At 59.5% G+C, this 23,811-nt stretch carries 19 protein-coding genes and 1 pseudogene; 10 read left to right on the forward strand and 10 right to left on the reverse strand.

Annotated elements, in window-relative coordinates:
* Nucleotides 1-50 precede the first annotated feature (50 nt).
* On the reverse strand, nucleotides 51-893 hold the full coding sequence (locus SPITH_RS06240; protein ID WP_014624835.1) for an alpha/beta hydrolase: 843 nt from the start codon (nucleotides 891-893) through the stop codon (nucleotides 51-53).
* An 85-nt stretch (nucleotides 894-978) separates the two neighbouring features.
* On the opposite strand from SPITH_RS06240, the gene SPITH_RS06245 reads away from it, so the two are divergent.
* The 6 genes from SPITH_RS06245 to SPITH_RS06265 all read left to right on the forward strand — a co-directional run bounded on the left by SPITH_RS06245 (nucleotide 979) and on the right by SPITH_RS06265 (nucleotide 5,970).
* Nucleotides 979-2,007: a glycosyltransferase family protein gene (locus SPITH_RS06245; RefSeq protein WP_014624836.1), complete on the forward strand. Its 1,029-nt coding sequence runs from the start codon at nucleotides 979-981 to the stop codon at nucleotides 2,005-2,007.
* A gap of 40 nt (nucleotides 2,008-2,047) precedes the next feature.
* Nucleotides 2,048-3,190: an ABC transporter ATP-binding protein gene (locus SPITH_RS06250; RefSeq protein WP_014624837.1), complete on the forward strand. Its 1,143-nt coding sequence runs from the start codon at nucleotides 2,048-2,050 to the stop codon at nucleotides 3,188-3,190.
* A gap of 190 nt (nucleotides 3,191-3,380) precedes the next feature.
* A complete protein-coding gene (locus SPITH_RS06255; protein WP_014624838.1) occupies nucleotides 3,381-3,683 on the forward strand; it encodes an RNA recognition motif domain-containing protein in 303 nt (100 codons plus the stop codon).
* Nucleotides 3,684-3,692: 9 nt separating this feature from the next.
* On the forward strand, nucleotides 3,693-3,965 hold the full coding sequence (locus SPITH_RS12090) for a hypothetical protein (protein WP_155816516.1): 273 nt from the start codon (nucleotides 3,693-3,695) through the stop codon (nucleotides 3,963-3,965).
* 8 nt (nucleotides 3,966-3,973) lie between these two features.
* Nucleotides 3,974-5,269, forward strand: coding sequence for a condensation domain-containing protein (locus SPITH_RS06260; RefSeq protein WP_014624839.1), 1,296 nt, complete (start codon nucleotides 3,974-3,976; stop codon nucleotides 5,267-5,269).
* Nucleotides 5,266-5,970: a DUF6320 domain-containing protein gene (locus SPITH_RS06265; RefSeq protein WP_014624840.1), complete on the forward strand. Its 705-nt coding sequence runs from the start codon at nucleotides 5,266-5,268 to the stop codon at nucleotides 5,968-5,970. The genes SPITH_RS06260 and SPITH_RS06265 overlap by 4 nt, the downstream gene beginning before the upstream one ends.
* 67 nt (nucleotides 5,971-6,037) lie before the next feature.
* Here SPITH_RS06265 and SPITH_RS06270 read toward each other — a convergent pair whose 3' ends face one another.
* Nucleotides 6,038-6,757, reverse strand: coding sequence for a HEAT repeat domain-containing protein (locus tag SPITH_RS06270; RefSeq protein WP_014624841.1), 720 nt, complete (start codon nucleotides 6,755-6,757; stop codon nucleotides 6,038-6,040).
* Nucleotides 6,758-6,770: 13 nt separating this feature from the next.
* A complete protein-coding gene (locus SPITH_RS06275) occupies nucleotides 6,771-7,301 on the reverse strand; it encodes a hypothetical protein (protein ID WP_245523345.1) in 531 nt (176 codons plus the stop codon).
* Nucleotides 7,302-7,384: 83 nt separating this feature from the next.
* Here SPITH_RS06275 and SPITH_RS06280 point away from each other — a divergent pair, with 83 nt between their 5' ends.
* Nucleotides 7,385-9,397, forward strand: a complete 2,013-nt coding sequence (locus tag SPITH_RS06280; RefSeq protein WP_014624843.1) for a hypothetical protein — start codon at nucleotides 7,385-7,387, stop codon at nucleotides 9,395-9,397.
* Here SPITH_RS06280 and SPITH_RS06285 read toward each other — a convergent pair.
* Nucleotides 9,394-9,990, reverse strand: a complete 597-nt coding sequence (locus SPITH_RS06285) for a 3'-5' exonuclease (protein ID WP_014624844.1) — start codon at nucleotides 9,988-9,990, stop codon at nucleotides 9,394-9,396. The genes SPITH_RS06280 and SPITH_RS06285 overlap by 4 nt on opposite strands.
* A 29-nt stretch (nucleotides 9,991-10,019) precedes the next feature.
* Between SPITH_RS06285 and SPITH_RS06290 the strand changes: the two genes are divergently transcribed.
* Nucleotides 10,020-10,304: a hypothetical protein gene (locus SPITH_RS06290; RefSeq protein WP_014624845.1), complete on the forward strand. Its 285-nt coding sequence runs from the start codon at nucleotides 10,020-10,022 to the stop codon at nucleotides 10,302-10,304.
* Nucleotides 10,305-10,318: 14 nt separating this feature from the next.
* On the opposite strand, the gene SPITH_RS06295 is transcribed toward SPITH_RS06290, so the two are convergent.
* Entirely contained in the window at nucleotides 10,319-12,067 is a 1,749-nt protein-coding gene (locus SPITH_RS06295) for a phospho-sugar mutase (RefSeq protein ID WP_014624846.1), read from the reverse strand.
* A 206-nt stretch (nucleotides 12,068-12,273) separates the two neighbouring features.
* Here SPITH_RS06295 and SPITH_RS12920 point away from each other — a divergent pair.
* Together SPITH_RS12920 and SPITH_RS06305 are read left to right on the forward strand one after the other, a co-directional pair.
* A pseudogene (locus tag SPITH_RS12920) lies at nucleotides 12,274-12,777 on the forward strand (RsmB/NOP family class I SAM-dependent RNA methyltransferase); the annotation flags it as partial.
* Nucleotides 12,778-13,081: 304 nt separating this feature from the next.
* On the forward strand, nucleotides 13,082-14,728 hold the full coding sequence (locus tag SPITH_RS06305) for a nucleoside kinase (RefSeq protein WP_014624847.1): 1,647 nt from the start codon (nucleotides 13,082-13,084) through the stop codon (nucleotides 14,726-14,728).
* Between the two features lie 34 nt (nucleotides 14,729-14,762).
* On the opposite strand, the gene SPITH_RS06310 is transcribed toward SPITH_RS06305, so the two are convergent.
* The 5 genes from SPITH_RS06310 to ispG are packed head-to-tail and all read right to left on the reverse strand — an operon-like array spanning nucleotide 14,763 to nucleotide 23,720.
* Nucleotides 14,763-18,131, reverse strand: coding sequence for an LPS-assembly protein LptD (locus SPITH_RS06310; protein ID WP_014624848.1), 3,369 nt, complete (start codon nucleotides 18,129-18,131; stop codon nucleotides 14,763-14,765).
* Entirely contained in the window at nucleotides 18,128-20,959 is a 2,832-nt protein-coding gene (gene uvrA, locus SPITH_RS06315) for an excinuclease ABC subunit UvrA (protein WP_014624849.1), read from the reverse strand. Before uvrA ends, SPITH_RS06310 begins: the two co-directional genes overlap by 4 nt.
* A gap of 51 nt (nucleotides 20,960-21,010) precedes the next feature.
* Nucleotides 21,011-21,739 (reverse strand): DUF72 domain-containing protein, encoded by a 729-nt coding sequence (locus SPITH_RS06320; RefSeq protein ID WP_014624850.1) that lies wholly within the window; start codon nucleotides 21,737-21,739, stop codon nucleotides 21,011-21,013.
* Nucleotides 21,740-21,748: 9 nt separating this feature from the next.
* Entirely contained in the window at nucleotides 21,749-22,654 is a 906-nt protein-coding gene (locus SPITH_RS06325) for a tetratricopeptide repeat protein (protein WP_245523346.1), read from the reverse strand.
* Nucleotides 22,620-23,720, reverse strand: coding sequence for a flavodoxin-dependent (E)-4-hydroxy-3-methylbut-2-enyl-diphosphate synthase (gene ispG / locus SPITH_RS06330; protein WP_014624852.1), 1,101 nt, complete (start codon nucleotides 23,718-23,720; stop codon nucleotides 22,620-22,622). Before ispG ends, SPITH_RS06325 begins: the two co-directional genes overlap by 35 nt.
* Nucleotides 23,721-23,811 lie beyond the last annotated feature (91 nt).

Below are 23,811 nucleotides of genomic sequence, written 5' to 3' on the forward strand. Positions count from 1 at the left end.
GGCGGGGGACTCGTATGGAGGAGGGACCTGCTCATGTGAGGGGGTCCGGCTCACCTTCCAGGGAGATGAGTGCGTATCCAGAGGAGCACTTCCTCCAGGACATGTTGCCGGGCAAGGTCGTGCTCGAGCTTGTGCAACCCCTCATCGACCCATAGGAGCCGCTTGTCAGGGCTCCCTACGTGCTGGAAAAAGCGTTCGGTGGCGGGTGGAGACACCACATGGTCTCTACGCCCCTGAAGCACGAGGAGGGGGATCGTGAGACCTGGCGCCCGCTCATGGCAGCGGGTGATGGCACCCTCCATCTCAACAACGAGTCGCGGACTCCCGAGTCCGTGGGAGAGAGGATCGGAGAGAAGGCGCTTCAACATCACCGGATCCCTGGTGAGGCCACCTGTATCGAGTCCCGAGGGGATACGGAGCCCGGGAAGAAGGGCGGCCAGAAGGCGTCCGAGCGTCCTTCGCCAGGGGGGAATCCCCTCCAGAGAGAGGGCAGGAGCCGAGGCGACCACACCGGCGAGGCCCTCACCCTCGGTCACGGCGTACTCGAGCACGATCGTGCCGCCCATGCTGTGTCCGTAGAGGAACACGGGCCGGTCGGGGAAGTCACGTGCGGCCTTCTCCCTGAAGAGGGAGAGCTCCCCGTGGAAGACGTCCCACGAAGGGATGTAGCCGCGGGATCCCCCCGATTGTCCGTGACCGTAGTGATCCGGCGCATAGACGGCACACCCTTCGTCGGCAAGCCGTCCCGCGAGTTCCACGAAGTTGCCCGAATGCTCCCCAAAACCATGGGCCACGATGACCACCGCCTTCACCTGGTCCGGAATCCAGAGCCGGTAAAAGAGTCGAACACCTGCATGGTCCACCACGTGTTCTTCGTACGAACGCAACGCCATCTCTGCCCTCCTTTCACTCTCAATATAATGAATTTCTCACATTCTGTTCACGCCGGACTGACCCATTCGGTGTACCTCTCGTGATATGAAACCACGAAAGACCATCGCCCTGGGGATAAACGGAGAAGGAAGGGGACATGCATCCAGAGCCCTCAGCCTCCTCCCCTCTCTCGTCGAGCGGTATCGGGTGATCGTCTACACACCACACACCATCCGTTCCCTCTTCCAGCCGTTCACCCGGGAAGGAGTGGTGCTCCGGGACCTTCCCCACATCCACTATATCACGGAGGAGTTCAAAATCAACTATCCGGCAACCATACGGTCCAACATCCCCCTCTTCCTGCGTTTTCCCAAGATCCTCGGTGGACTCCGCGCATCCCTGCGTGAGGAACGCGTGGGCCTCGTGGTAAGCGACTACGAGCCGTTCCTCTCGAGGGCGGCAGTGGCGGAGAGGATCCCCTGTCTGCTCCTCAACCACCCGGGAGTGGTGCTGAGGAGCTTCTCTCTCTTCCCCGATGCGTTGGCGGCCAAACTGGTGTCCCTCTTCATGATGCCCTCCGGCGGGACCCCCCTCCTCTCCTCGTTCTACCGAGGCACGGTGGGACCACTCATCCGGAAGGAGATACGCGAGCAGGCCCCCACACCGGGGGAGCGCTTCCTCGTGTACGCGAAACCATGCTTCAAGGCACAGGTGCTGGACATCCTGGAAGAATTGCAGGTCCCTTACGATCTCTTCCCGGACCCGCACAAAGATTTTCCCACTCATCTCGCCCGATGCAGAGGTGTGATCACCGGAGCAGGCCACCAGATCATCGCGGAATCCCTCTATCTGGGAAAGCCTGTGTGTGCCATCCCCTTCAAGGGACAATACGAACAGAGGCTCAACGCGATCATGCTGGAACGATCGGGCCGGGGACTCCACGCCCCACCCTCCCGACTGAAGGAGAAGCTCACCGAGTTCATCCATCAGATAGAGACATTTCCCCGGCAACCCTCTACGTCCGAGCCTATCTGCACCGAGGACTCCACCGGGGCGGTACTGAGATACATCCGGGCTGCCCTCGCGAGGCGGCCCGTCGGAGTCTCACCCGTACCGGTGAAGGTGAACCCGTAAAGTTTTTGACAGATGATCGGATACAGTATATACTCATAGTGTGGCAGAGATAAACCTCGTCCACGTGTACAAGTATTTCTACCCATCGTTCAGTTTCAAGAACTTCTTCCGGAAGAAGGGGGCCCTCCTCGGCCCCAGAGAGCCTCACTTCGCCCTTACGGACGTGAATCTCACCATCCCCGATGCGCGAACGACCGTGGTCCTCGGTCCGACGGGATGCGGAAAGAGCACGCTCCTCCGCATCATCGGTGGGCTCCTCCCCCCCGACCAGGGGAAAGTGCTCTTCGACGGAAAGGACATCACAGAGCTCCCACCGGGCGAGAGACGGATCGGCATGGTGTTCCAGGATTACGCACTCTACCCCCACCTCACCGTCAAGACGAACATCCTCTCCTACTTCTTCTTCAAGAAATGGACGAAGCAGTGGTCGGACGAGATGGAAATGGAAGCGGAAGAGAAGTACCGCCGTACGAGCCAACTCCTGGGGGTGAAGCTCGAACACCTCTCCGGCCGGTTTCCTCCCAACCTCTCCAGCGGGGAGAAACAGCGCGTCGCCATAGGAAGGTGCATCACCCGTGATCCCTCCCTCTTCCTCATGGATGAACCGTTCTCCCATCTCGACCAGCCTCTCAGGGAGGAATACCGGCGTCAGCTCAAGGCCCTCCTCTCCTACTTCGACGTGACCACGGTCTACGTGACCCACGACCAGCACGAGGCCCTCCTGCTCGCGGACCGGCTCGTGGTCATGCGCGAGGGGAAGATCGAGCAGGCCGGGACCCCCGAGGAGATCTACCAGGCGCCCCGAAACCTCTTCGTGGCCGAATTCTTCCATCCACACCCCTTTCTCCCGGCCATCAACCTGATCCCGGGGGATCTCATGGGTCCCGAATACCGGGAGAAGGTGATAGGCATACGGCCCGAAGACTTTTCCCTCAGGTCTCCGCGTGTCGCCGGTGACTACATCCTGCCCGCCCAGGTGGTCTCGGTCTTCAAGAGCCCCCTCGCCATGGAAGCAGCCATGCGGCTCAAAGTGAAGGACCGGGTGTTCGTGGAAGTGCCGGTCCCCTCGGGCACTTCCCCTTCGGAGGGCGATGAGGTCGGCCTCGTCCCCTCACGGATGCACATCTTCGATCCTCTCACAGGTGAGAGGACCGCAACCCATCACCTGCAGGTCCACCTCTGAACACCCTGAGCTCAGACAAAACACTTGACGGGTGAGACGAATGAGGCTACTATACAATCTGAGTAGCAGGAAACAGAATGTAGGATGATGAGAGCTTCTTCGCCTTTCTCCATTCCTCACTGCTTCCGTATACTCCCCTATCGTAGATAGGGTGAATGATGACCCCGTTAGGGGAAAGAGGTTTTTTTGTATGTCTTTCAAGATTTATGTGGGTAATCTCAATTACCAGACCACGGAGGACACTCTCCGCCAGCTCTTCGAGCAGTACGGAGAGGTCGAGTCGGTGAAGATCATCACCGATCGCGATTCGGGTTTTTCCAAGGGCTTTGGCTTTGTGGAAATGGCAAGCGAAGAGGCAGGAGAAGCAGCCATCAGTGCACTCAACCAGCATGAACTCGAAGGCAGACAACTGAGAGTCAACAAGGCTCATGAGCGCCGTCGGTCTTCTTTCGGCGGCGATCGCTCCCGGAGCTCTTCATATCGCTATTACTAACCCCTGAGAGTGATCGAGAAGGCCGGCTGTCGCCGGCCTTTTTCTGTTCTGCCTGGATCCGGGACGAAAAAAAGGCTCCCAGAGAAAGGAGGAAAACTCTGGAAGCCAGTATCAAAAGGGGGGGACTGGAGGTTGTGTCTTTACTATACACAGCGAACCTCGGATTGTCAAGGGAAATTAAAGATTTTCGAGGTTTTTGAGATATTTGAGATTTACTGCTCGTCCAAAGCCCAGGATCGGGTATTGAAAAAAGGGGGGAAGTTCCCCATCATGATGGGTTGAAGCCACAGATGAACGACGTGAAGCCTGAACGAGACTGGTTTCCTCTGGACAATGCGGCAAAAATTTTCCCTCCGATCACAGGCAGGAGGAAGACCACCGTATTCCGGATCTCCGCCACGCTGAAGAAACCAGTGGTCTATGAATCCATACGCGAAGCCCTCCGCCTCACTCTGCACAGATTCCCCTACTTTCAGGTCAGGATCCGAAGGGGATTCTTCTGGTATTACTTCGATCGGATCCCTTACCTCCCGCCCATCGAACGCGATCCGGAGTATCCTTGCATGTGGGACCCCACGAGGACTCCCGGGATCCCCCTCCGCATCCGTCTCTCCCATGAGAGGATCGCCCTCGAGGTGGCCCACGCACTCACCGATGGAATGGGCGCCCTCGAGTTCCTCAAGACCCTCATGGCATCCTATCTTTCCATAGAGGAGGGGCTGTCCATTCCATCATCCCCTCACCTGCTTTCTCCTTTCTCCGTACCACATCCGGAAGAGATCGAAGACAGTTTCGCACGACACTATCAGGCCGGAGTTCCGAGTTCCTCGATTCCTCCCCGAGCCTTCCACGTTCCGGGGCACCTCATACCTCCCGGTCGTTACTATATCACCACAGGGCTCGTCCCCTCCGATGGGCTCAGAGAACTCGCACGATCATACCACACCACGGTCACCGCTTTCCTCACCGCCCTCTACTTCCTGTCGTTTTATACGATCATCCAGGAGGGCAAGGCCAAGGGATCGAAACCCATCATCATTCAGATTCCCGTCAACCTAAGGCGCCTCTTTCCCTCCAAGACAATGCGCAACTTCTTCCTCCTCATGTTCCCCAGGATCGATCCTCGGTTGGGTGAGTACGACTTCGAGGAGATCCTCACCTACGTCACTCATTTCATGAAGATGGAGAGCACCAAGAAGGCCCTCGCTCCACAGATAAAAAGGAACGTAGGAGGAGAACGGAATCCCTTCGCCCGATTCGTACCGGTGTTTCTCAAGGACCTCGTGCTCAGCAGGATGTACGAGATCATGGGAGACAGGAGAGCCACGAGCAGCCTCTCCAATCTCGGCGTGGTGCAGGTTCCCGAGGAGATGCAACCGTACATCGAACGCTTCGACTTCTACCCTCCTCCCGATCCCATCATGAAGGTCTGTGCCGGGGTGGTCACCTATGGAAACACAGTGTCCTTGAGTTTCGGAAGGCTCATCCATGAACCGATGGTGGAGCGGGTGTTCTTCCGATGGCTCACGGAGAGGGGACTCCCCGTGAGCATAGAGACCAATGTCCAGGAGGATTATCGCTCGTGAAACGATGTAGCTCCTGTGGGATCGTGACGAGAGAGGACAGGGACACCTGTCCTCTCTGCGGAAGGTCGTTCTCCGAGAGCAGCGCACCTCCCGAGGAAGGGATACGCCCTACTTCCCCCAACGCTGAGCCTCTTCCCGCCTCAGACACTGCTCCCATCGTCCTGCCACTGGTGACGGTGTTCTCCCTCATGGCGAGTATGGTGGTGGCGGCGGTGGATCTCATCTTGAACGAGGGGATCACCTGGTCTCGTTATCCTCTGGTCTCCATTCTCTTCGTCTGGTCCCTCACCCTCTCGGCCGCGGCACTCCACAGGAGACCGCTGCTTTTTTCAGGATCCATCCCGGTAGCCGCTTCTGCGTTTCTCCTCGTACTGGATCTTCTCGACGACGGGACACTCTCATGGGCGCTCAGTCTCGGCCTTCCGCTCATAGTGGTGAGCGCCCTTGCGCTCCTCGGTCTCACCGCCTTCATCATCAAGGGGAAACACTATGGATACCTGGTCCTGGGAACTATCCTCGTGATCGTGGCCTTCGTGACTACCGCCATCAATCTCATCACCAACCGGTATCTCGCCGTCCCGAGGATACTTGACTGGGCACTCATCGTGGATGCGATCACCCTTCCGCTCTCATGGTTCTTCTTCTATCTCCACTTCGGACTCAAGAAGGAACTCCACCTCGAGAAGTTCTTCCATCTCTAGTGCGCTCCTATGCAAAAGAGGCCCTCCCCGCAGGGAGGGCCTGGAGGACCTTGCACATGGTCGTGGCCTATCGCTTCCTTTCCACCGCGATCCTCCGCAGCTCCTCCAGAACAGCAAGGGCTTTGAGCTTGACCATCCTCACGTAATTGCCTTGGGTGATCACTTCCCCGATGGCGTTGATGAGTTCGGGGTTCGTGACCCCGTCATTGGCCTGGGCGAGCTTCTCGATGGAGAGGAGGGTGGAGAACGCGAGATTGTTGTCGGGAACGGGCTTGATGTTCTCCTGATGGAGCCTGTACGCGAGCACATTCGTCACCTCTTCGTTCTCGTTGAGACCTATCCTCCCGAGTGCGTAGACCGCCTCGGCCACGACCATGGGTTCCTCTTCCTTCAATACCACCGTCAGGAGGGAATCCTTGGCCTTTTCTCCGCCTATACGACCAAGGAGGTTGCAGGCCTGCCGTCTCACCTCGGGGAAATTGTTCACCTTTCGGTTTCCCACCCTCACCTCTCGCGAAATGGTCTCGGTGGCAAGGGTTTCGAGGATCGCAAATGCGGCATCCTCGTCGCTCATCCGGCCTTCGTCCACCATTCGCTCGAGGTTCCTGAGGGCCAGGAGTTTGAGTTCCTCGCTGTTGGAGAAGGCTTCATCCTGTATGAGTCTGAGCTCAATATCCTGACTGAGATAGTATTCCTCGATCGTCGCCTCGTCACCCCCTGCCTCCTGACCGTGCAGGAGGAGAGCGGAGAACACACATACCGCCAGAAACACCCCTTTTCGTTTCATGCCGTACTCCTCGTTAATAGATTTTCCATCCCCCCTCCTCCCGCCTGAGTCTGTAGAGGAGATAGGGGGTTTCGTTGATCACCATATAGGCCTTCACTATATCCTTGGTCACGAACTCTATTTTGTCCAGCCGCACACGCGACCGGCTCGGCACCACCACCTGCTGAAAGTAGTCCTCGAGCGTACGGAGTACCACCCCTCTCTTCTTGAGTTTCGGCTCTTCCGAGACCCTGGCGAGATACGAGGGATCACTCACCCTCGCGATGTACTCCTGGGAGAGGTAGCTCCTCCAGGCTTCGAAATCACGCTTCTGGATGATGAGGGTGAGTTCCTCGAGGAATGCCTCGATCTCGACGAAGGTACGTTCATACACTTCCTGGGAGACTTCTATCGTCCCTTCCGACTCGGAAACCACTTCTTCTTCCACGACGACAGGAGGGGTCGACGTGGGGGATGGAGAGACAGGAGCATCCTGTCCAGAGACACACCCCGCCAGCAGCAAGACGACCGAGAACACTAGCACACCCCAGTCTCTGCTCTTCATCTCACTTAGAGTGTAAGTGGTGATCTCGGGTTTTGTCAACATTCTTCCTTGCAAGACAAGGAAAAGCAGGATACTATTATTCCATGAGCACAGAGGAAGGGAAACGACAGACAGACGAGTTCAGGCGGCTCGTGGAGGCCTACTTTAGCAGATTCCGGCATACCGAGATCCCCTTCAACCACTTCGCGGCCTACGCCATCCGGGAGGCCCAGAGGAACAGAGACGAATTCCCGTCCTTCTCCGCTCTCACCTCGCTGGAATCCCTCTCCCGGGAGGTCGTCCGGCTCGCGAAACCGCTCGAACGGGAGGGGATGCTGATCGTCGATGCAGATCCCCACGGTACGATCAACATGCTCTACTATCTCTCGCCCTATTACGAGCGTATCGAGGCCCACTATCAGGAGATGTCCCTCACACAGGATCTCCCGTTCCCCGACACCGGGCTTCTCGGTATATCCCTCTCTGAACGTTTCTTCCTCACCCTCTCGGTAAAGGACGATTTCCTCCACTGGTTCGAACGCCACGAGGAGACGGGCGAGGGAAACACGCTCATACGTCTCACGTTCCCGGACGGTCTCCCCGTCGTGGTCATCACCGAGAGGATCCTGCTTCAGAAGCTCTGTGAGCTCTGCGTCATCAAACTGCGTGCCTACCTCACCAATGAACGGAACTCGGCCTACCTCCTCCAGAAGATACGGCCCTTCTTCCGCCAGAACGAAACCATGCTCAGGAACATGCTCCATGCGGCCCTCACGCGGACCGATCAGACACTCAGAGAGATACGGGAACCCTCCGACACCGTGTACTACTTCTGGAACCAGCTCGCCAATTTCCTCTACAAGGACATCATCTCGAAAAAGGATCGACAGGAGGTGGAGACTTCCTACTGCCACGCCGCCTATCTTCTCACCTATTTCCTGCTCTACTACAAAAGCAAGGTGAGGAAGAAGAAGGAGAAGGAACGAGCCCTCCAGATCCTCGAGCGTCAACTCAAGAAGCGGCCCTACGCGTTCACGCTGGGGGAGATCCTCTCCTTCACGGACGATCGAGGGATCCCGCTCCTCAAGTTCTGTGAGAGGAACGACATCGTGGACCATGTGAAGGAGCATTCCACGGCACCCGACCCCCTCTCCCTCCCCCCTCTCGTGAAGCTCAAGGGAGCCGACGACCAGGACTACTACATCAGGAGGGAACTCCTGCTCCCCGTGTTCGAGGAACGGCGATTCCTCCTCTCCATGGAGCTGAAGAGGGAATACACCAACCAGTGGTACCTCTTCCTCAAGAAGGACGAAGAGCTCCCCGAGATGTTCGACGACGAGGAATTCGCACGCGACGTGAGGGAGCGTGTGGCGAGGAAAGACCCCGTGTTTCCGGGCTTCCTCCAGTTCCACCTCCTCTATCTGGCATGGGAGGGAACCGACCTCCCTGCCGCTCAGAAGGGTGAGCTCCAGAAGATCTTCGACGAACGGAACCGGCGTCTCAGGCCGCTCCCCGAAATCCTCGACCTCGACCGGGAGAAGCTCCTGAAGGACGCAAGACTCATGCTCCCCTTCTGGAAGGTGATACCGGTGGTGAGCACCATCATCAGATTCCTCAAGCGTCTCTTCCTGGGAAAGCCGGCCCGTCCCCACAAGAAGAAGAAATCCTTACTGGTCCTCTCACCTTCCTCCGCACCTCCCCGACAGAAAGCCCCTCCGGTCCCGACCGACCGCGGCGAGGCGTCTCTCCCTCCGCCCACCCCCGCCTCGCAGCCGTATACCCCCCATCAATTCCGTGCGAGGATCCAGGAGTTGACGAAGGCATTCCTCCCGCCCGGCATGCGGATCGACGAAGCGCTCGAGTCACTCATCGAGCGGTGGAATCCGCTCATCGACGAAGAGTCGAAGGAGATCCTCGTGGAGGATGTGAACAATTTCGCGAAGGACTTCCTGCGGAAGATGCGTATTCTCAACAGGAGAAGGCCCCCGACCAAGGAGCAGATCCGGACCATGGCCCAGACCCTCTCGGAGAACAAGGCCTTCGAACGCATCAAGGAGAAAGAGGCCTTCCGCGAATACCTCGAACTCTACATGCTCAAGATACTCGGCAAGCTCTAACCGACCAGTATCCCTTCGAGCGGGAGGGACCCCTCTCCGGACGAGCGCTCTGCCAGGGCGTAGAAGAGATCCCCGCAGGCCCATGCGTCACTCAATGCCCTGTGATGCTGCTGCAGGGGGATATCCAGGGCTCGGGTGAGGGATGCGAGGCTGTACCTGCCCAGATGAGGGAGGACGCTCCTGGCAAGGAGCCGGGTGTCGATGGCGCGGAACCCAGGATAGGGACGTCCACAACGGGCGTATTCTATTCTCAGGAAAGAGAGGTCGAAGGGAGCGTTGTGGGCCACCAGGAGGTGCGTCCCCACGAAGGACTCGAGCATGGGAAGCACGGACGGGAGGGGAGGTGCTTCCTCCACATCCTGATCGCCGATCCCGTGGATCTTCGTCACCTCGGCAGGAATGGGATGGGGAGGCTTCACGAGCAGGGAGAAGAAGGCACGGGGTTCTCCGCCCTGGAACTTCACGCACGCGATCTCCACCACCGAATGGCGCACAGGATCGAGCCCGGTGGTCTCGAGATCGAAGGCCACCACCACCTCCTTGCGCCAATCGATCGATACGGGATCTCTTCCAGGATCAGTCGAGGTTGACATGCAGGGTCTCCTTCCCTACCATCCGACACATGGATATCCACAGGCTACTCCAGGAACACGATGTGGCGATCGATGATATCCGATGGTATCTCGCACTCACCACGGCCGAGCGTTTCCTCTCATACCAGGAAGTCCCGGAAGAACTCGCCCTCCTCATCTGGAGAGGTACGATCGCGGACGAACTCTACGAGATGGAAGAACGGTGGCTCTCGCTCCAGAACCAGAAGCTCTCGGACGGCAGACTCGACGAAGCCGGGATCCGAGAGCTCATCAGGGAGATAAAGTCCGCCGCGGAGAGGAGGCCCCTCTCCTAGGGGCCCCCTCGACACTATGCGGGGATCCACCCGTCGATCTGCCGTTGGACGACCTCCAGTTTCTCCTTGACCTCCCGCTTCGCCTCTTCCAGCGAGTCCTTCACCGGCGAGGTGCAGGAGGCATAGAACTTGATCTTGGGCTCCGTACCGCTCGGGCGAGCGCTCACCACACTTCCGTCCTCGAGCACGAACTGGAGCACGTTGGATGAGGGGAGATCGATGTTCTTCTTCCGCTCTCCCAAGGGGAGGTAGAGGGTGGTGCCGTCCAGGTAGTCGCGTATCTCCACCACCTTGAGGTCACCGAAGGCGAGAGGAGGATCGGTGCGGAGTCGTTCCATGATCCCTCTCATGACCTGAATGCCTTTTTCACCGGGGAACGTCTTCGTGGTGAGGATCTCTTCGAAGTAGCCGTGTTGCCTGTAGAGTTCCTCCAGCCTCTGCAGGAGCGTCTTCCCCTGAACCCTGTGGTAGAGGGTCATCTCGACGGTGAGGATCGAGGCGGAGACGGCGTCCTTGTCCCTCACATCGGTCCCGACGAGGAATCCGTAGCTCTCCTCGGTACCGAAGACGTACTGGGGACCGCCCTTCTCCTCGAACTCGCGTATCTTGGCGGCGAAGTACTTGAATCCGGTGAGCACCTCATGGCACTCCACGCCGTACGATTCGACGATCTTCCGCTGAAGATTGGTGGTGACGATGCTCTTGACGAAGGCAGGCCGCTCGGGAAGGGAACCCATCTCTTTTTTCGAAGAGAAGATGTAGTCGGCCAACAACGCGCCGAGCTGGTTCCCCGTGATGAGGACATAGTCGTGTCCGTCGGGAACGGCGATGCCGAGTCGGTCGGAATCGGGGTCCGTGGCCATCACCACGTCGGCCTTCCGTTTCCGCGCGTACGAGAGCGCCAGTTCCAGAGCCGAGGCCTCCTCGGGATTGGGGTACTCCACCGTAGGGAAGTCCCCGTCAGGATCGGCCTGTTCGGGCACGGTGAAGACGTCGATCCCGAACCCTCTCAACACGGTCTCCACCGGCATCCTCCCGGTACCATGGAGAGGGGTGTAGACCACCGAGACCTCTCCTCCGTGTTCCTCGAAGAGGTCGGGACGGATCACCTGTCGTCTCACGGCGTCGAAGTAAGCCCGATCCACGTCCTCCCCGATGTAGGTGAGCAGTCCTCGGGCAAGGGCTTCCTCTTCCGGCATCGACCTGATCTCGGAGATCACCTTCCGGACTTCCTCTATGATCCCCTTGTCGTGTGGAGGCACCACTTGCCCCCCATCCGACCAGTAGACCTTGTATCCGTTATACTGGGGAGGGTTGTGACTCGCCGTGATCACGATACCGGCGGTGGTGCCGAGATGGCGAACCGTGAAGGACAGCTCCGGCGTGGGCCTCAGGTCCTCGAAAAGGTAGGTCTTTATCCCGTTGCCGCAGAGCACGAGCGCCGCTTCACGGGCGAACACGCGGGAGTATCGTCTCGAGTCGTAGGCGATGGCTGCGGATGGATCCTTCACCCCCTGGGAGAGGATGTAGTTGGCGAGGCCCTGGGTGGCCCTGCGCACCATGAGAGGATTCATGCGAAAGAATCCTCCCCCGATGATTCCACGCATCCCCCCTGTTCCGAATTCGAGGTCGGCGAAGAAACGGTCGTTGAGCGCTTCCCAGTCCTCTCTCTCGAGGAGTTCCTCTACTTCTCTCCTGAACTCCTCCCCGGTCTCGAGCTGAATATACATCCTGGCTTTCCTCTCCAGTTCACGCAGATCCATGTACTCCTCCTCGGGTCTGTTTGGTCTCATAATAGAAATAACGGATCAACGTATCAAGGCGGAAGATTTTCATTCTTCGGGAAATATACTACTCTTGGTGTGGTATGAAGAAGATAGGCAAGAAACCCAAGGGAGAAGAGGGCTTCCACGAGTACTATCGATCGCTCTTCGGGGAACGGTGGGATGGTCTCGTGGCCTCGATGAGGATGGAATCACCCTACCATACCCTCTCCGAGGGGCTCCTCGTTCCCTATCACCTCGACCCCGCCTCCCTCTACCCCCCCACCCTCCTCGCCCCCGAACCGGGCCATCGCGTCCTCGACCTCTGCGCCGCCCCCGGAGGGAAGACCCTCCTCCTCGCCCTCGCCCTCAAGGGCCGTGGGCTCCTCGTGGCCAACGAGTACTCCTCCTCCAGGAGAGCCCGGCTCAAACAGGTACTCACCCTGCACCTGCCCACACACCTCCTCGCCCCCATCCGCGTCGCCGGGAGGGACGGACGGACCTGGGGCATCCACGAGCCCGAGGCCTACGACCGCATCCTGGCGGACGTTCCCTGCTCCTCCGAGGCCCACCTCCTCTCCTCCCCTTCCCACCTCTCCCGCTGGACCCCCGCCCGCATCCGCAACCTCACACACACCCAGTTCGCCCTTCTCTCCTCCGCCTTCCTCGCCCTCGCCCCCGGCGGCCTCCTCGTCTACGCCACCTGCGCCCTCACCCCTCAGGAGAACGACGGCGTGGTGGAGAAACTCGTCACACGACGCGGGAACGCCCTCGAGATCGTCCGGGACCCGCCCCCGCTCCCCGCATCCCTCCCTACCCTCACCCTTGAGCCGACCCGCTACGGCTTTCACATCCTCCCCGACACCTCACGAGGAGCCGGACCTCTCTACATGGCCCTCATACGAAAGACCCGGTCCATCCCCCCGCACGCCCCTGAGCGCTTGCGAAACCCCGCGAAACCGCACTACACTGAGTGTGAGGACCCTGTCGCGATACACCCATACGGGAGGCCCCATGAACGAGATCCGCGTCATGCTTCCGAACGGCCACGTACTGGAAGTCCCCTACGGCACCCGGGTAGGAGACCTCTTGAAGACCCACCTCCCGGACATCCATCCCGTGGCGGCACGCGTCAACAACGAGCTCACCAGCCTCACCTACAAGCTCGAGTTCAACAGCAGCATAGAGCCCGTCACCTTCGATCAGCCCGAAGGCATGATCATATACCGCGCGAGCCTCTGCTTCCTCCTCGCCATGGCTGCCCACAGGAGAGGCCTCAGACTCATCATAGGACACTCCCTGGGCGACGGATACTTCTACACCCTCAGGGACCGCGAGGATGTCACCCCGAGAGAGGTGGCCCTCCTCCAGGAGGAGATGCAGGATCTCATCCGCAGCGACATCCCCATACAACGGAAGGTCCTCTCCTATCAGGACGCCATCTGGGAGTTCCAAGGAAGGGACCAGATGCAGACCGTCAAGCTTCTCACGTTCAAGAACGAGAACAAGATCCCCGTCTTCTTCTGCGATACCTACTGCGACCTCGCCACCATCCCCCTGGTACCCCGCACCGGCCTGCTCAACGGTTTCCGCCTTCAGCACTTCCCCCCCGGTTTCGTCCTCAGGTTTCCCCGACATCCCGAACAGCCCGTACCCGAGTCCTACGCACCTCCCCTCAAGCTCTTCCAGGTCTACCGTGAATACAAGGAGTGGGGACGGACCCTCTCCGTGGCCTCGGTGGGCGACCTGAACACCCTCGTCGAGGCGAGGAAGGAACGCGAATTCATCCAGATCGCCGAGGCCCTCCACGAGCAACGGATCTCCCAGATCGCCTCCCGTATCGCCGCCGAGGCACCCCGGATCAAACTCGTGCTCGTGGCGGGCCCCTCCTCTTCGGGCAAGACCACGTTTGCAAAGAAGCTCTCCATGTATCTCAAAGTCTTCGGACTCCGCCCCCTCGCCATAAGCCTCGACAACTACTTCAGACCTCGGGAGGAGACCCCCCTGGACGAGGAGGGAAACTACGATTTCGAGGCACTCGAAGCCCTCGATATAGAAGTCCTCAACCGTGATCTGGTCGCCCTCTTCGAAGGCGGATCCATACGGGAACGCCTCTTCAACTTCAAGACAGGACGCTCCCTGCATACGGAGCGGACCATCACCCTTCCTGAAAAGGGAATCGTCGTCATAGAGGGCATCCACGGCCTCAACGAGGCACTCACCTCCCAGATTCCGAGGGAACAGAAGTACAAGATCTACGTCTCCGCCCTCACCCAACTCAACCTCGACGACCACAACCGCATTCCCACCACGGACAACCGCCTCATCCGGCGTATGGTGAGGGACGCCCGGTTCAGGGGAAAGACCGCCCTCGAGACCATCCAGATGTGGCCCTCGGTCCGCAGGGGTGAGGAACGGCACATCTTCCCCTTCCAGGAGGAGGCCGACATCCTCTTCAACTCGGCACTCGATTACGAGCTCGGCGTACTCAAGGTCTTCGCCGAACCCCTCCTGAGGACCATAAAGCCGTACCATCGGGAATACGCCGAGGCGATCCGTCTCCTCGGATTCCTGGAAAACTTCCTTCCCATCTCCTCCCAACACGTCCCCGGGCGTTCCATCCTCAGGGAGTTCATCGGCGACAGTGAATTCCACTACTGAAAGACCTTCCTCAAGAGAAACCGCCGCCCCTCCTCTAGAACTGGAACGCCGCGTCCTCGTAGTCGAGATTCGTCTCTATCTCGGGGATGGGTTTCCAGGCGAGTGTGAGCGAAAAGCTGGAGTCCCAGTACGTCTCGAGTATCCCTGCATCCGTGGTTCGGGTGGCCGGTTCACCCGAATACGAGAACGAGAGGTACCAGTCGCTCAGGTGATGGGTCACCGAGAGATCGAGGCTCTGCAGCTTGAAGAGCGCCTCCTCCCGGTCGTCGACCGAAAAGAAATTGAACGACCGGGCGATGTCCACGAGGGGGTTGACCCACTCGAGCCCCACCTTCTCCGGGAGTCCGGGGATGTACCGATAGGCGGCCCTGTTGACCGATACGGAGGAGAGCGAGACCTCCACGAACTCCTGGATGAAGAAGGACAACCCGAAGGAGAGATCCCACCTCGAGTCGGTGACCCGAATGGGTGTGATGGTGTAGGTGGAGCTCGTGGTCGCCCTGATTCCCATGCGGTTCTTCCAGAGATAGGTATCGGGAGAGGTGTAGCCGAGTCTCGCACTCACCTTCGAGAGGAGGAACTCCTTTTCGTCCTCCCGGATCCACCCCACCCCGTATCCACCGAAGGTATAGGGATAGGTGTGGAGCCAGGTCGCCTGAATGGTGAGGGGGTACAGTTTCGCCGTGAGCACATGCTGCTCGGGCCTGATCCTCGACGCATCGTCTTCGTCCGGAACGAGCTTGAGGTTCTCCGTGAACTGGAGGTTGTTTTCCAGGAACGAGAGTTTCTGGGTGAAGGAGAGGGACTCGAACTCCCAGGAATCCCCGTCCCCCCTCTGGTAATTGAGTGCGGTGGTCTGGGTCCACGGTCCCATGGTGTCGGACAGTCCGAACGACACCTCCTCGTCGAGAGGAGGGAGCACATAGGAGGCGGAGAGGGTGTGCCTCGTCCCGAGCACCGAGAGGACGAGCGAAGACTGCACCTTGTGTTCCTTTATGTAGTCATCCTCCCATTCCACGAAGTGGTAGTCGTAGCGGGGGAGGCCGTCTGGTGAGATATCGGTCACCTCCTCGTCGACGATCCTTGCACGGATGGTATAGGAGATCGAGGAATCCTTGAGCGGGAGGAAGAGGAGGAAGGGTTTGGAGACGGCCTGCACCCTCTGTTCGAGATAGAGATCGTTCTGCCTGAGGATGGGGTCTCGTATCCCCTCCCATGTGTCGTCGGACATCTCGTCGTCGAGTCTCATGGGATAGTAGCGATTCACGGAAAACGTGGTCTGCGCGGAAAGCTGCCCGAACCCGTCATAGAAGGTGGCGGTGTTGGTGAAGGTGTCGGTGAACCGCAGGTTGTGCTTCCCGTAGGAGGGGGACGAGAGCTCGACATCTTCCGGGGAATCGATGTCTGAGGGGTAGTAGTAGGTCGATACCCACTGAGGGGTCATGGCGTATGCCGAGGAGAGACGGAGCGGGGTGAGGGAGGACGAGAGGGAAAGATCATCGAAGAGGGAAGGAAGGAGGTACTGCCCGAACGGCCCTTCCGGCGGTCCTTCCGAGGTCTCCTCCGACTCATCGGTCTCCCAGGGCGGGAGGAAGCCCTCCGGCAGTTCGGGAGACGTCTCGCTGGCGCGTCCTCCGCCGGGATACGAGAGGAGCGTTCCGGAAAAGGAGAGGGAGAGGGAGGGGAGCACCAGGCTGGTGGGATAGAAGTAGGTCCGTTCAGGGGAGGTCGAGGGCACGTCGGAACGGCTCTTCACTCCCCACAGGAGGGTATTGGAAAGCGACACGCTGGTCCACCGGAAGAGGGTGCCCAGAGAGAGGCCCGGACTCACGCTCCCCCTCAGGAGCCACGAGATGGAGGGCTCTTCCGAAGGAGTCGTATCCGCATCGGTTCCGTCGGAGAAGCCGAAGACCTGTTTCCAGGCGATATCCTCCTTCCGGTCGAGGAAGTCGGGCGCCACGTACGGGTCCGAGAGGGCCATGATCTTCCAGGAAAGGGACCCACGAGGAATATTGAGCCTCCCTTCCGAGGAGAGACGGTATCTGAGAGGCAATTCCGTGCTTCCGAAATACGACTCGTCCCATCTGCTCACCACCTCTCCCTCTTCAAGGGTATAGGGGGTGTAGCCGTCTCCCGAGGGGAAGAGGGTTCTGCTGCGCGCCAGGCCGATCTGGAGATCGAGCCCCGAGAGGGGACCGAGGGACTTCCAGTTTCCTTCCATTCCGGCGAACAGGCCCAGTCCCGTATAGTAGTCGAGCATGAGTTTGAGCCGATCCTCCCGGAGACCGGCCTCCTCCTCTGAATCCGCTTCTTGGTCACCCAAAGGGGCGACAGGGATTCTGTGTATGAAAAGGCCGTGGCGCACATACTTGAACGACTGATCTTCCGAGGGCGCCATGAAGGAGAAGGCGCCTTCGGTGGAGAGCGGTTTATGGCCGACCACATAAGTGGTGGTCTGGAGAAAGGTGCCCCTCCTTTCGTCGATACCGAAGACGGGATGGAACACCAGTTCGTCACCCGCATAGAAGAAGAAAGGGATGTAGAGGACCGGGATCTCCCCCACCTTGAGGACGGCATGTTCCACCGCCCAGTCGCTCTGCCCGAAGAGCCACAGGCGGGAAGCGGCGAGCTGGTAATAGGGAGGATCCCCCCGGGAGGAGGAGATCCTCACATCACGGGAGATCACAGCCTCGTCCTCCCCCACGATGTAACGGGAGGCCTCGTCCGCGGTCGTACCGAAGGTGAGGGGTTCATCCTCTATCTTCTTTTCCTGAGAGAAGGTGCCCGAGAGAAAGAGGCCGCTCGCATCCTCCACTTTCACCAGGAGGAAGTTCCCCGAGAAGCGCTCCACCTCCTTTCCCGCCCGTCTCTTCACATAACCCACGTTGCCGTAGGCGGAAAGGGTCTTGAGGGCCGCGTTGTACACGACCAGGTCGGCCATGATGGTGTGCTCCCCCTGATCATCGGAGAACTCCAGGACGACCCCCCCACCGAGTTCCACGTATTCCTCGTCCACCTCGGTGCGTGTGGTGTAGCGGGCGACCCTGGCAGAGGAGAGGGTGATGCGTCTTCCGGCCGGAGGAGGGGTCTCGGGAGGGGTGATCCCGTAGTAGGAAAAGAGACGGGCCTTGAGGGTCTCCCTGTCACCGGTGGCGGGGAGGCCGAGTCTCCTGCACCAGGCGGCGAGTTCGAAGAAGGATGCCGTCACGATATCCTGGATGATGGTGCGTGTGAGGAGGTCATCGGGCTCACCGGCAGACCCCTGCGAGTCTGTCTCCAGGGACTGTACGGCGGGAGGGGGGATCGTAGGAGGAGTGGTTTCCTGAGCAGGAAGAAACGTGAGAACCATGGAGCAGAGTACGAACAGGACACCACGCCGCTCCGGCACTCGCCTCTCCCTCACCGCGAGAGCACCTCCTTCAGATATCGTCCCGTGTAGGAGGCGCTGCAGGCGGCCACGTCTTCCGGCCTTCCTTCCACGACGATCCGCCCGCCCTTCTCTCCCCCCTCGGGCCCCAGATCGATGATCCAGTCCGCCTGTTTGATCACGTCAAGGTTGTGTTCGATGAGCACCACCGTGTTCCCCATGTCGACCAGACGGTTGAGCACATCGAGCAGTTTCTTCACATCGGCGAAATGGAGGCCGGTGGTCGGTTCATCGAGGAGGTAGAGGGTACGCCCCGTGCTCCTCCGCGAGAGTTCGAGGGCCAGTTTCACCCGCTGCGCCTCTCCTCCCGATAGTGTGGTGGCGGGCTGGCCCAACTTGATGTAGCTGAGTCCCACATCAAGGAGCGTCTTGAGCCTCCGTTCGATCGGGGGGATGGGAGAGAAGAACTCGTAGGCCTCCTCCACCGTCATCTCGAGGACGTCGTAGATGGTCTTCCCCCGATACCGAATCTCGAGCGTCTCGCGGTTGAATCGCTTTCCATGACAGACGTCGCACGTGATGTACACGTCGGGCAGGAAGTGCATCTCGATCTTGATGGTGCCGTCGCCTTTACAGTGCTCACACCTCCCCCCCGAGACGTTGAAGGAGAACCTGCCGGGCTTGTATCCGCGGGCACGAGATTCGGGAAGTGAGGCGAAGAGTTCCCGTATGGGGGTGAAAAGCCCCACATAGGTAGCGGGGTTCGATCGGGGCGTGCGGCCTATGGGACTCTGATCTATGTTGATGAGCTTGTCGATGTGCTCCAGGCCCTCGATGCCTTCGTGCGCGCCTTCGGGCCAGTGGGTACGGTGGAGCCGGTTGTGGACCGCGGGATAAAGTATATCGTTGAGCAGTGTGGACTTGCCTGAACCGGATACGCCCGTGATGACCACGAACATACCGAGGGGGAAGCGTACCGTGATGTTCTTGAGGTTGTGCTCCTTTGCACCCTTGAGCACGAGGGCATTCCCGTTGCCCTCTCTCCTGGAGGAGGGCACTTCGATCTTTAGGGTTCCGGCGAGATACTGGCCGGTGAGACTCTCCGGGACCGCGGTCACCTCCTCCACGGTTCCCTGCGCCACCACCTTTCCCCCATGCATACCGGCACCGGGACCGAGATCCACGATGTAGTCGGCCGTTCTAAGTGTCTGCTCATCGTGCTCCACCACGATGAGGGTATTCCCGAGATCCCTGAGGTGTTTGAGGGTGTCGATGAGCCTCTGGTTATCGCGTTGATGGAGGCCTATGGTAGGCTCGTCGAGGACGTAGAGCACGCCCACGAGGGAAGACCCTATCTGGGTGGCGAGGCGGATGCGCTGAGCCTCACCGCCGGAGAGGGTGGAGGCCCTGCGCTCGAGTGTGAGGTACTCGAGCCCCACGTTCTTCATGAAATTCAGCCTGCTCGTGATCTCCTTGAGGATGAGCCGGGCGATCTGATACTCGGTCTCTGATATCCGTTCCCTGAGGGTGAGAAAGAACTCCAGGGCCTCTTCCACCGACATACAGGAGACCTCGTGGATGTTCTTCCCCCCCACGGTGACGGCGAGGGCCTCCGGCTTGAGACGTGCGCCCTTGCATTCCTCACAAGGCTTCTGCCGCATGAACCCCTCGAGCCACTCCTTTATCTCCTCCGAGGTAGTCTCCATGTAACGCCGCTTGAGATCCTCGAGGATGCCGGGGAACTTCGTGCGGTAGTCGAACCTGCCGGTCCCCTTGCGATTCCTGTAGTGCACCTCCACCTCCCGATCGGACCCGTAGAAGAGGGCTTCTCTCACCTCCTCGGGATACTCCGCGATGGGCGTGTCGAGGTCCACCCCGTATTCACTCAGGAATGCTTCGAAACGGCTTCGCTGCCAGTTGGAGTCAGGACTGTACGGGGCTATACCCCCTTCGTTGAACGAAAGGGAGGGATCGGGGACGATGAGGTCGGGATCGAACTCCATGGTCACCCCAAGTCCTGAACACGCGGGACAGGCCCCGTACGGGCTGTTGAAGGAGAAGAGCCGGGGTTCCAGATCGGGCATGCTCACCCCGCACACGGGACAGGCATGCTTCTGGGAGAAGAGGTGCTCACGTTCCTCACCCCCCTCCGGCATCTCCACCACTACACACATACCCCCACTGAGCTCGAGGGCGGTCTCCACCGCCTCGGCGAGCCGTCGTCTCACGTTGGGCGACATGACGATACGATCGACCACCATGTCGATATCGTGCTTCTGATTCTTCTCGAGCTTGATCTCCTCGTCCAGGACACGAACCTGTCCGTCGACCCGCACCCGCACGAAACCGGCCTTCCGGGCATCCTCCAGGATCCGGACGTGTTCTCCCTTCTTGCCTCTCACGACCGGGGAGAGGACCATGATTCGCGTACCCTCGGGGATGCGGAGTACCTGCTCGAGTATCTGGTCGAGCGATTGTTCCTGGATCTCCCTACCGCACTGCGGACAGTGGGGCACCCCTATCCGGGCGAAGAGGAGACGGAAGTAGTCGTAGATCTCCGTCACAGTGCCCACGGTGGAACGCGGATTCCGCTGGGTGGTCTTCTGTTCTATGGAGATGGCGGGGGAGAGCCCCTCTATGTAGTCCACATCAGGCTTGTCCATGCGGCCGAGGAATTGACGGGCGTACGCGGAGAGGGACTCCACGTAACGACGCTGTCCTTCGGCGTAGATGGTATCGAAGGCGAGGGATGATTTCCCCGAACCTGACAGCCCAGAGATGACGATGAGCTTGTTGCGGGGAAGCTCGAGGTCGATGTTCTTCAGATTGTGTTCACGAGCACCCTTGATGATGATCTTATCCATACCCACGCTACTGTACGGACAAACCACGGAGGTTTCAAGGTGAGACATCGCTCAGGAGGCGTCGAGGAAACCCATGAGTCGTCTCGCATCGTGGAGTGCATGTCCTTCCGCATCGTTGTCGAAGTAGCAGAAGACATCCCTCCCCTCGCCGCGCCATGTCGCCATCTTCTCTGCAAGTTCAGCGAGGTACTCGTCCGAATATGATCCCCGATAACGGCCAAGTGCCCCGTGGAGTCTCACATAGACCGTAGGCGAGGTGACCACCCAAGGGGCGTGAAGGGGATGAAAGTGGAAGATGCAGAAGGAGACCCCGTAGGAAGAAAAGAGATCGTAGACATCCTGATCGAACCAGGACTCGTGTCGCACTTCGATCGCGTACCTGAAGCCCCGCGGGAGCAGACGGAAGAATCGTTCGAGCCGATCGAGGTCCTTATGGAGAGAAGGAGGAAGCTGGAAGAGCACCACACCCAGTCGGTCACCCAGGAGGGCCGCACGGGAGAGGAACCGCTCGACTTCCTCCTCCACGTCTCCGAGCTTCCGCAGATGCGTGATCAACCGACTCGCCTTCATGGAAAAGAGGAACCCCTCGGGAACCCTCCCCGCCCAGTTCCTGCAGGTGTTCTCTCGGGGGAGATGATAGAACGAGGAGTTTATCTCCACCGTACAGAAATGTCTGCTGTAGAATTCGAGGAGCTGAGAGGAAGGAAGGTCCTCGGGATAGAAGAGACCCGCCCAGTGGCGATAGGTCCAGCCGGACGTACCCACGTAGACCCCTTCCATGACATCCTCCTAGCGCACGCCTTCCTCCGGCGGAGCCACCCGGGGCTCCCTGAGCTGACTGAAGGCGAGGTACTTCCATCGCCCCTCGGGCGCCCGGGCGGCGACGAACGACCACCACTTCACCGCCTCCTCCCGGTGAGCCAGGCCATAGAGGGCGTTGGCGAGCCAGTAGAGGAGGCGGTAGATCTCGCGATCCTCGAGATAGGAGAGGAAGAGATCTTCCTGTTGGATCTTCCTCCACAGTGCCTCCATCGACGAGAAGATGTAGAGGTAGTCCTCTTCACGTATGGTATCGACAAGGGTGGTGACCACCATCATCACTCCGACCGTGGCGTGCTCGAGGGCTTTGTCCATACGTCCGTTCTCTCCATAGAACTCGGAGAGCAGGAGATGGGCCCGGTAGGAGGCGTTCTCAGGACAGCGATAGAGCACGAGCAAGCGATCGAGCCCTTTCTCCTTGAGGGTCGTGGTCCACACCTCCCGGTTCTTCCGGTTGCGTTCGCCGATGTAGGACTCATCCTCCGAGAGGATATAGGTGAAGAGAGTCTCCTCGAATTCGTGATACTTTCGCTCTTCGAGATAGACCTCGGCGAGGGTGTAGGCGATGGGATAGAACGATGCCTCCACCGCAAGGTACTGTCTCTGCGCGAGGGCTTTGAGGAGATGCCGTTCGGCGAGGGTGAACTCCCCTTCCCGGAAGAACAGCCGCCCCAGCTCGTACTCGGCCTCGGGGAAGGTGATTTCCCTGTCGATGGCCTCTTCAAGGAGGACGATGGCTTCGGCGATCCGGCCTTCCTGCGCGAGATCACGTGCGCGTTCGTACATCACCCAGCTCGGCACCTCTTCCTGGGCGGACAGCGAGGAGAGGCACAAGAAGAGGCTAAAGGAGATGCTGAATTTCTTCGAGAAACGCATCGACTGCCTCATCGGGAGCAACCTCTCGGATCTTCTCTCCCTTCCTATAGAGAAAAATACCTCGACCGGTTCCAGTGATGGCCAGATCGGCATACCGGGCTTCGCCGGGTCCGTTCACCACACACCCCATCACCGCGACCGTGATCGGACGCTCTATCGAGAGCAGGTAGGGGTACACTCGCTCGATGAAGCCCATCACGTCGAAGCTGTACCTGCTACATCGAGGACAAGAGACGAGATTCACGCCCGTATTCCTGCGACCGCTCGCCCGTGCGATCTCCATCCCCACGAGTACCTCTTTCTCGCACGAATCCGAGAGGGAGACGCGGATGGTATCGCCTATCCCCTCCGAAAGCAGGGGTACGAGGGCCGCCGTGGACTTCACGATACCGGGAATGAGCGGTCCCGCCTCGGTGACGCCCAGATGGAGGGGAATCTCGTATCTCTGTGCGAAGACCCTGTTCGCACGCACCGTGGTTTCTATATCGGACGCCTTGAGCGAAACGATGACCCTCTCAAACCCAAGAGAACCGAGGATCTCGAGCTCTTCCTCCGCCGCCTTCACCAGGGCAGCCGCCACATCGGGATCATGACGAAGGTGTTTCGGGAGGGATCCGGAATTGACCCCCACTCGTATGGCGACTCCCTTCTCCTCGGCCTTTCTCACCACTTCTTCGACCTTCCATCGGGCCCCGATGTTACCCGGGTTGATCCGTACCTTGGCCACGGGGAAATCCATGACCCTGAGCGCGAGACGCCAGTCGAAGTGGATGTCGGCCACTACCGGCATGAGACTTCGCTCGGCGATGCGGCCCACCACCTCCGCTGCTGTCATGTCGGGCACGGCGAAGCGCATGAGCCCGCACCCCATCTTCGAGAGCCGCTCGAGTTCCTCAACGATCGTGGACACCGTCTCAGGGGTGAGAGGCCCCTTCCACATGGTCTGGACCACGAGCGGGGCGCCGCCTCCTATCACGAGGGATCCCACCGGTACGGCCTTGGTGGTATATACCTCACGTCCGCCTTCGGGCGGGACGAAATGTTCTCTCTGACTCATGTCACCCATACATCTCACTATAACGAGGAACGGGACGAAAGGAAAAGCCCGTGCATCCGCACGGGCCCGGATTCACTGCAGGGCGAGTCCATCCCGAGGA

The sequence above is a fragment of the Spirochaeta thermophila DSM 6578 genome, assembly GCF_000184345.1.
Taxonomy (GTDB): Bacteria; Spirochaetota; Spirochaetia; order Winmispirales; family Winmispiraceae; genus Winmispira; species Winmispira thermophila.

What these genes read in the sequence shown, in the direction of transcription:
- SPITH_RS06295 (WP_014624846.1), bottom strand. Translation starts at nt 12,067, where the DNA reads ATGGATCTGCGTGAACTGGAGAGGAAAGCCAGGATGTATATTCAGCTC.
- uvrA (WP_014624849.1), bottom strand. Translation starts at nt 20,959, where the DNA reads ATGGATAAGATCATCATCAAGGGTGCTCGTGAACACAATCTGAAGAAC.
- SPITH_RS06290 (WP_014624845.1), top strand. Translation starts at nt 10,020, where the DNA reads ATGGATATCCACAGGCTACTCCAGGAACACGATGTGGCGATCGATGAT.
- SPITH_RS06305 (WP_014624847.1), top strand. Translation starts at nt 13,082, where the DNA reads ATGAACGAGATCCGCGTCATGCTTCCGAACGGCCACGTACTGGAAGTC.
- SPITH_RS06260 (WP_014624839.1), top strand. Translation starts at nt 3,974, where the DNA reads ATGAACGACGTGAAGCCTGAACGAGACTGGTTTCCTCTGGACAATGCG.
- SPITH_RS06275 (WP_245523345.1), bottom strand. Translation starts at nt 7,301, where the DNA reads ATGAAGAGCAGAGACTGGGGTGTGCTAGTGTTCTCGGTCGTCTTGCTG.
- SPITH_RS06255 (WP_014624838.1), top strand. Translation starts at nt 3,381, where the DNA reads ATGTCTTTCAAGATTTATGTGGGTAATCTCAATTACCAGACCACGGAG.
- SPITH_RS06285 (WP_014624844.1), bottom strand. Translation starts at nt 9,990, where the DNA reads ATGTCAACCTCGACTGATCCTGGAAGAGATCCCGTATCGATCGATTGG.
- SPITH_RS06240 (WP_014624835.1), bottom strand. Translation starts at nt 893, where the DNA reads ATGGCGTTGCGTTCGTACGAAGAACACGTGGTGGACCATGCAGGTGTT.
- SPITH_RS06320 (WP_014624850.1), bottom strand. Translation starts at nt 21,739, where the DNA reads ATGGAAGGGGTCTACGTGGGTACGTCCGGCTGGACCTATCGCCACTGG.
- SPITH_RS06280 (WP_014624843.1), top strand. Translation starts at nt 7,385, where the DNA reads ATGAGCACAGAGGAAGGGAAACGACAGACAGACGAGTTCAGGCGGCTC.
- ispG (WP_014624852.1), bottom strand. Translation starts at nt 23,720, where the DNA reads ATGGGTGACATGAGTCAGAGAGAACATTTCGTCCCGCCCGAAGGCGGA.
- SPITH_RS06325 (WP_245523346.1), bottom strand. Translation starts at nt 22,654, where the DNA reads ATGCGTTTCTCGAAGAAATTCAGCATCTCCTTTAGCCTCTTCTTGTGC.
- SPITH_RS06245 (WP_014624836.1), top strand. Translation starts at nt 979, where the DNA reads ATGAAACCACGAAAGACCATCGCCCTGGGGATAAACGGAGAAGGAAGG.
- SPITH_RS06270 (WP_014624841.1), bottom strand. Translation starts at nt 6,757, where the DNA reads ATGAAACGAAAAGGGGTGTTTCTGGCGGTATGTGTGTTCTCCGCTCTC.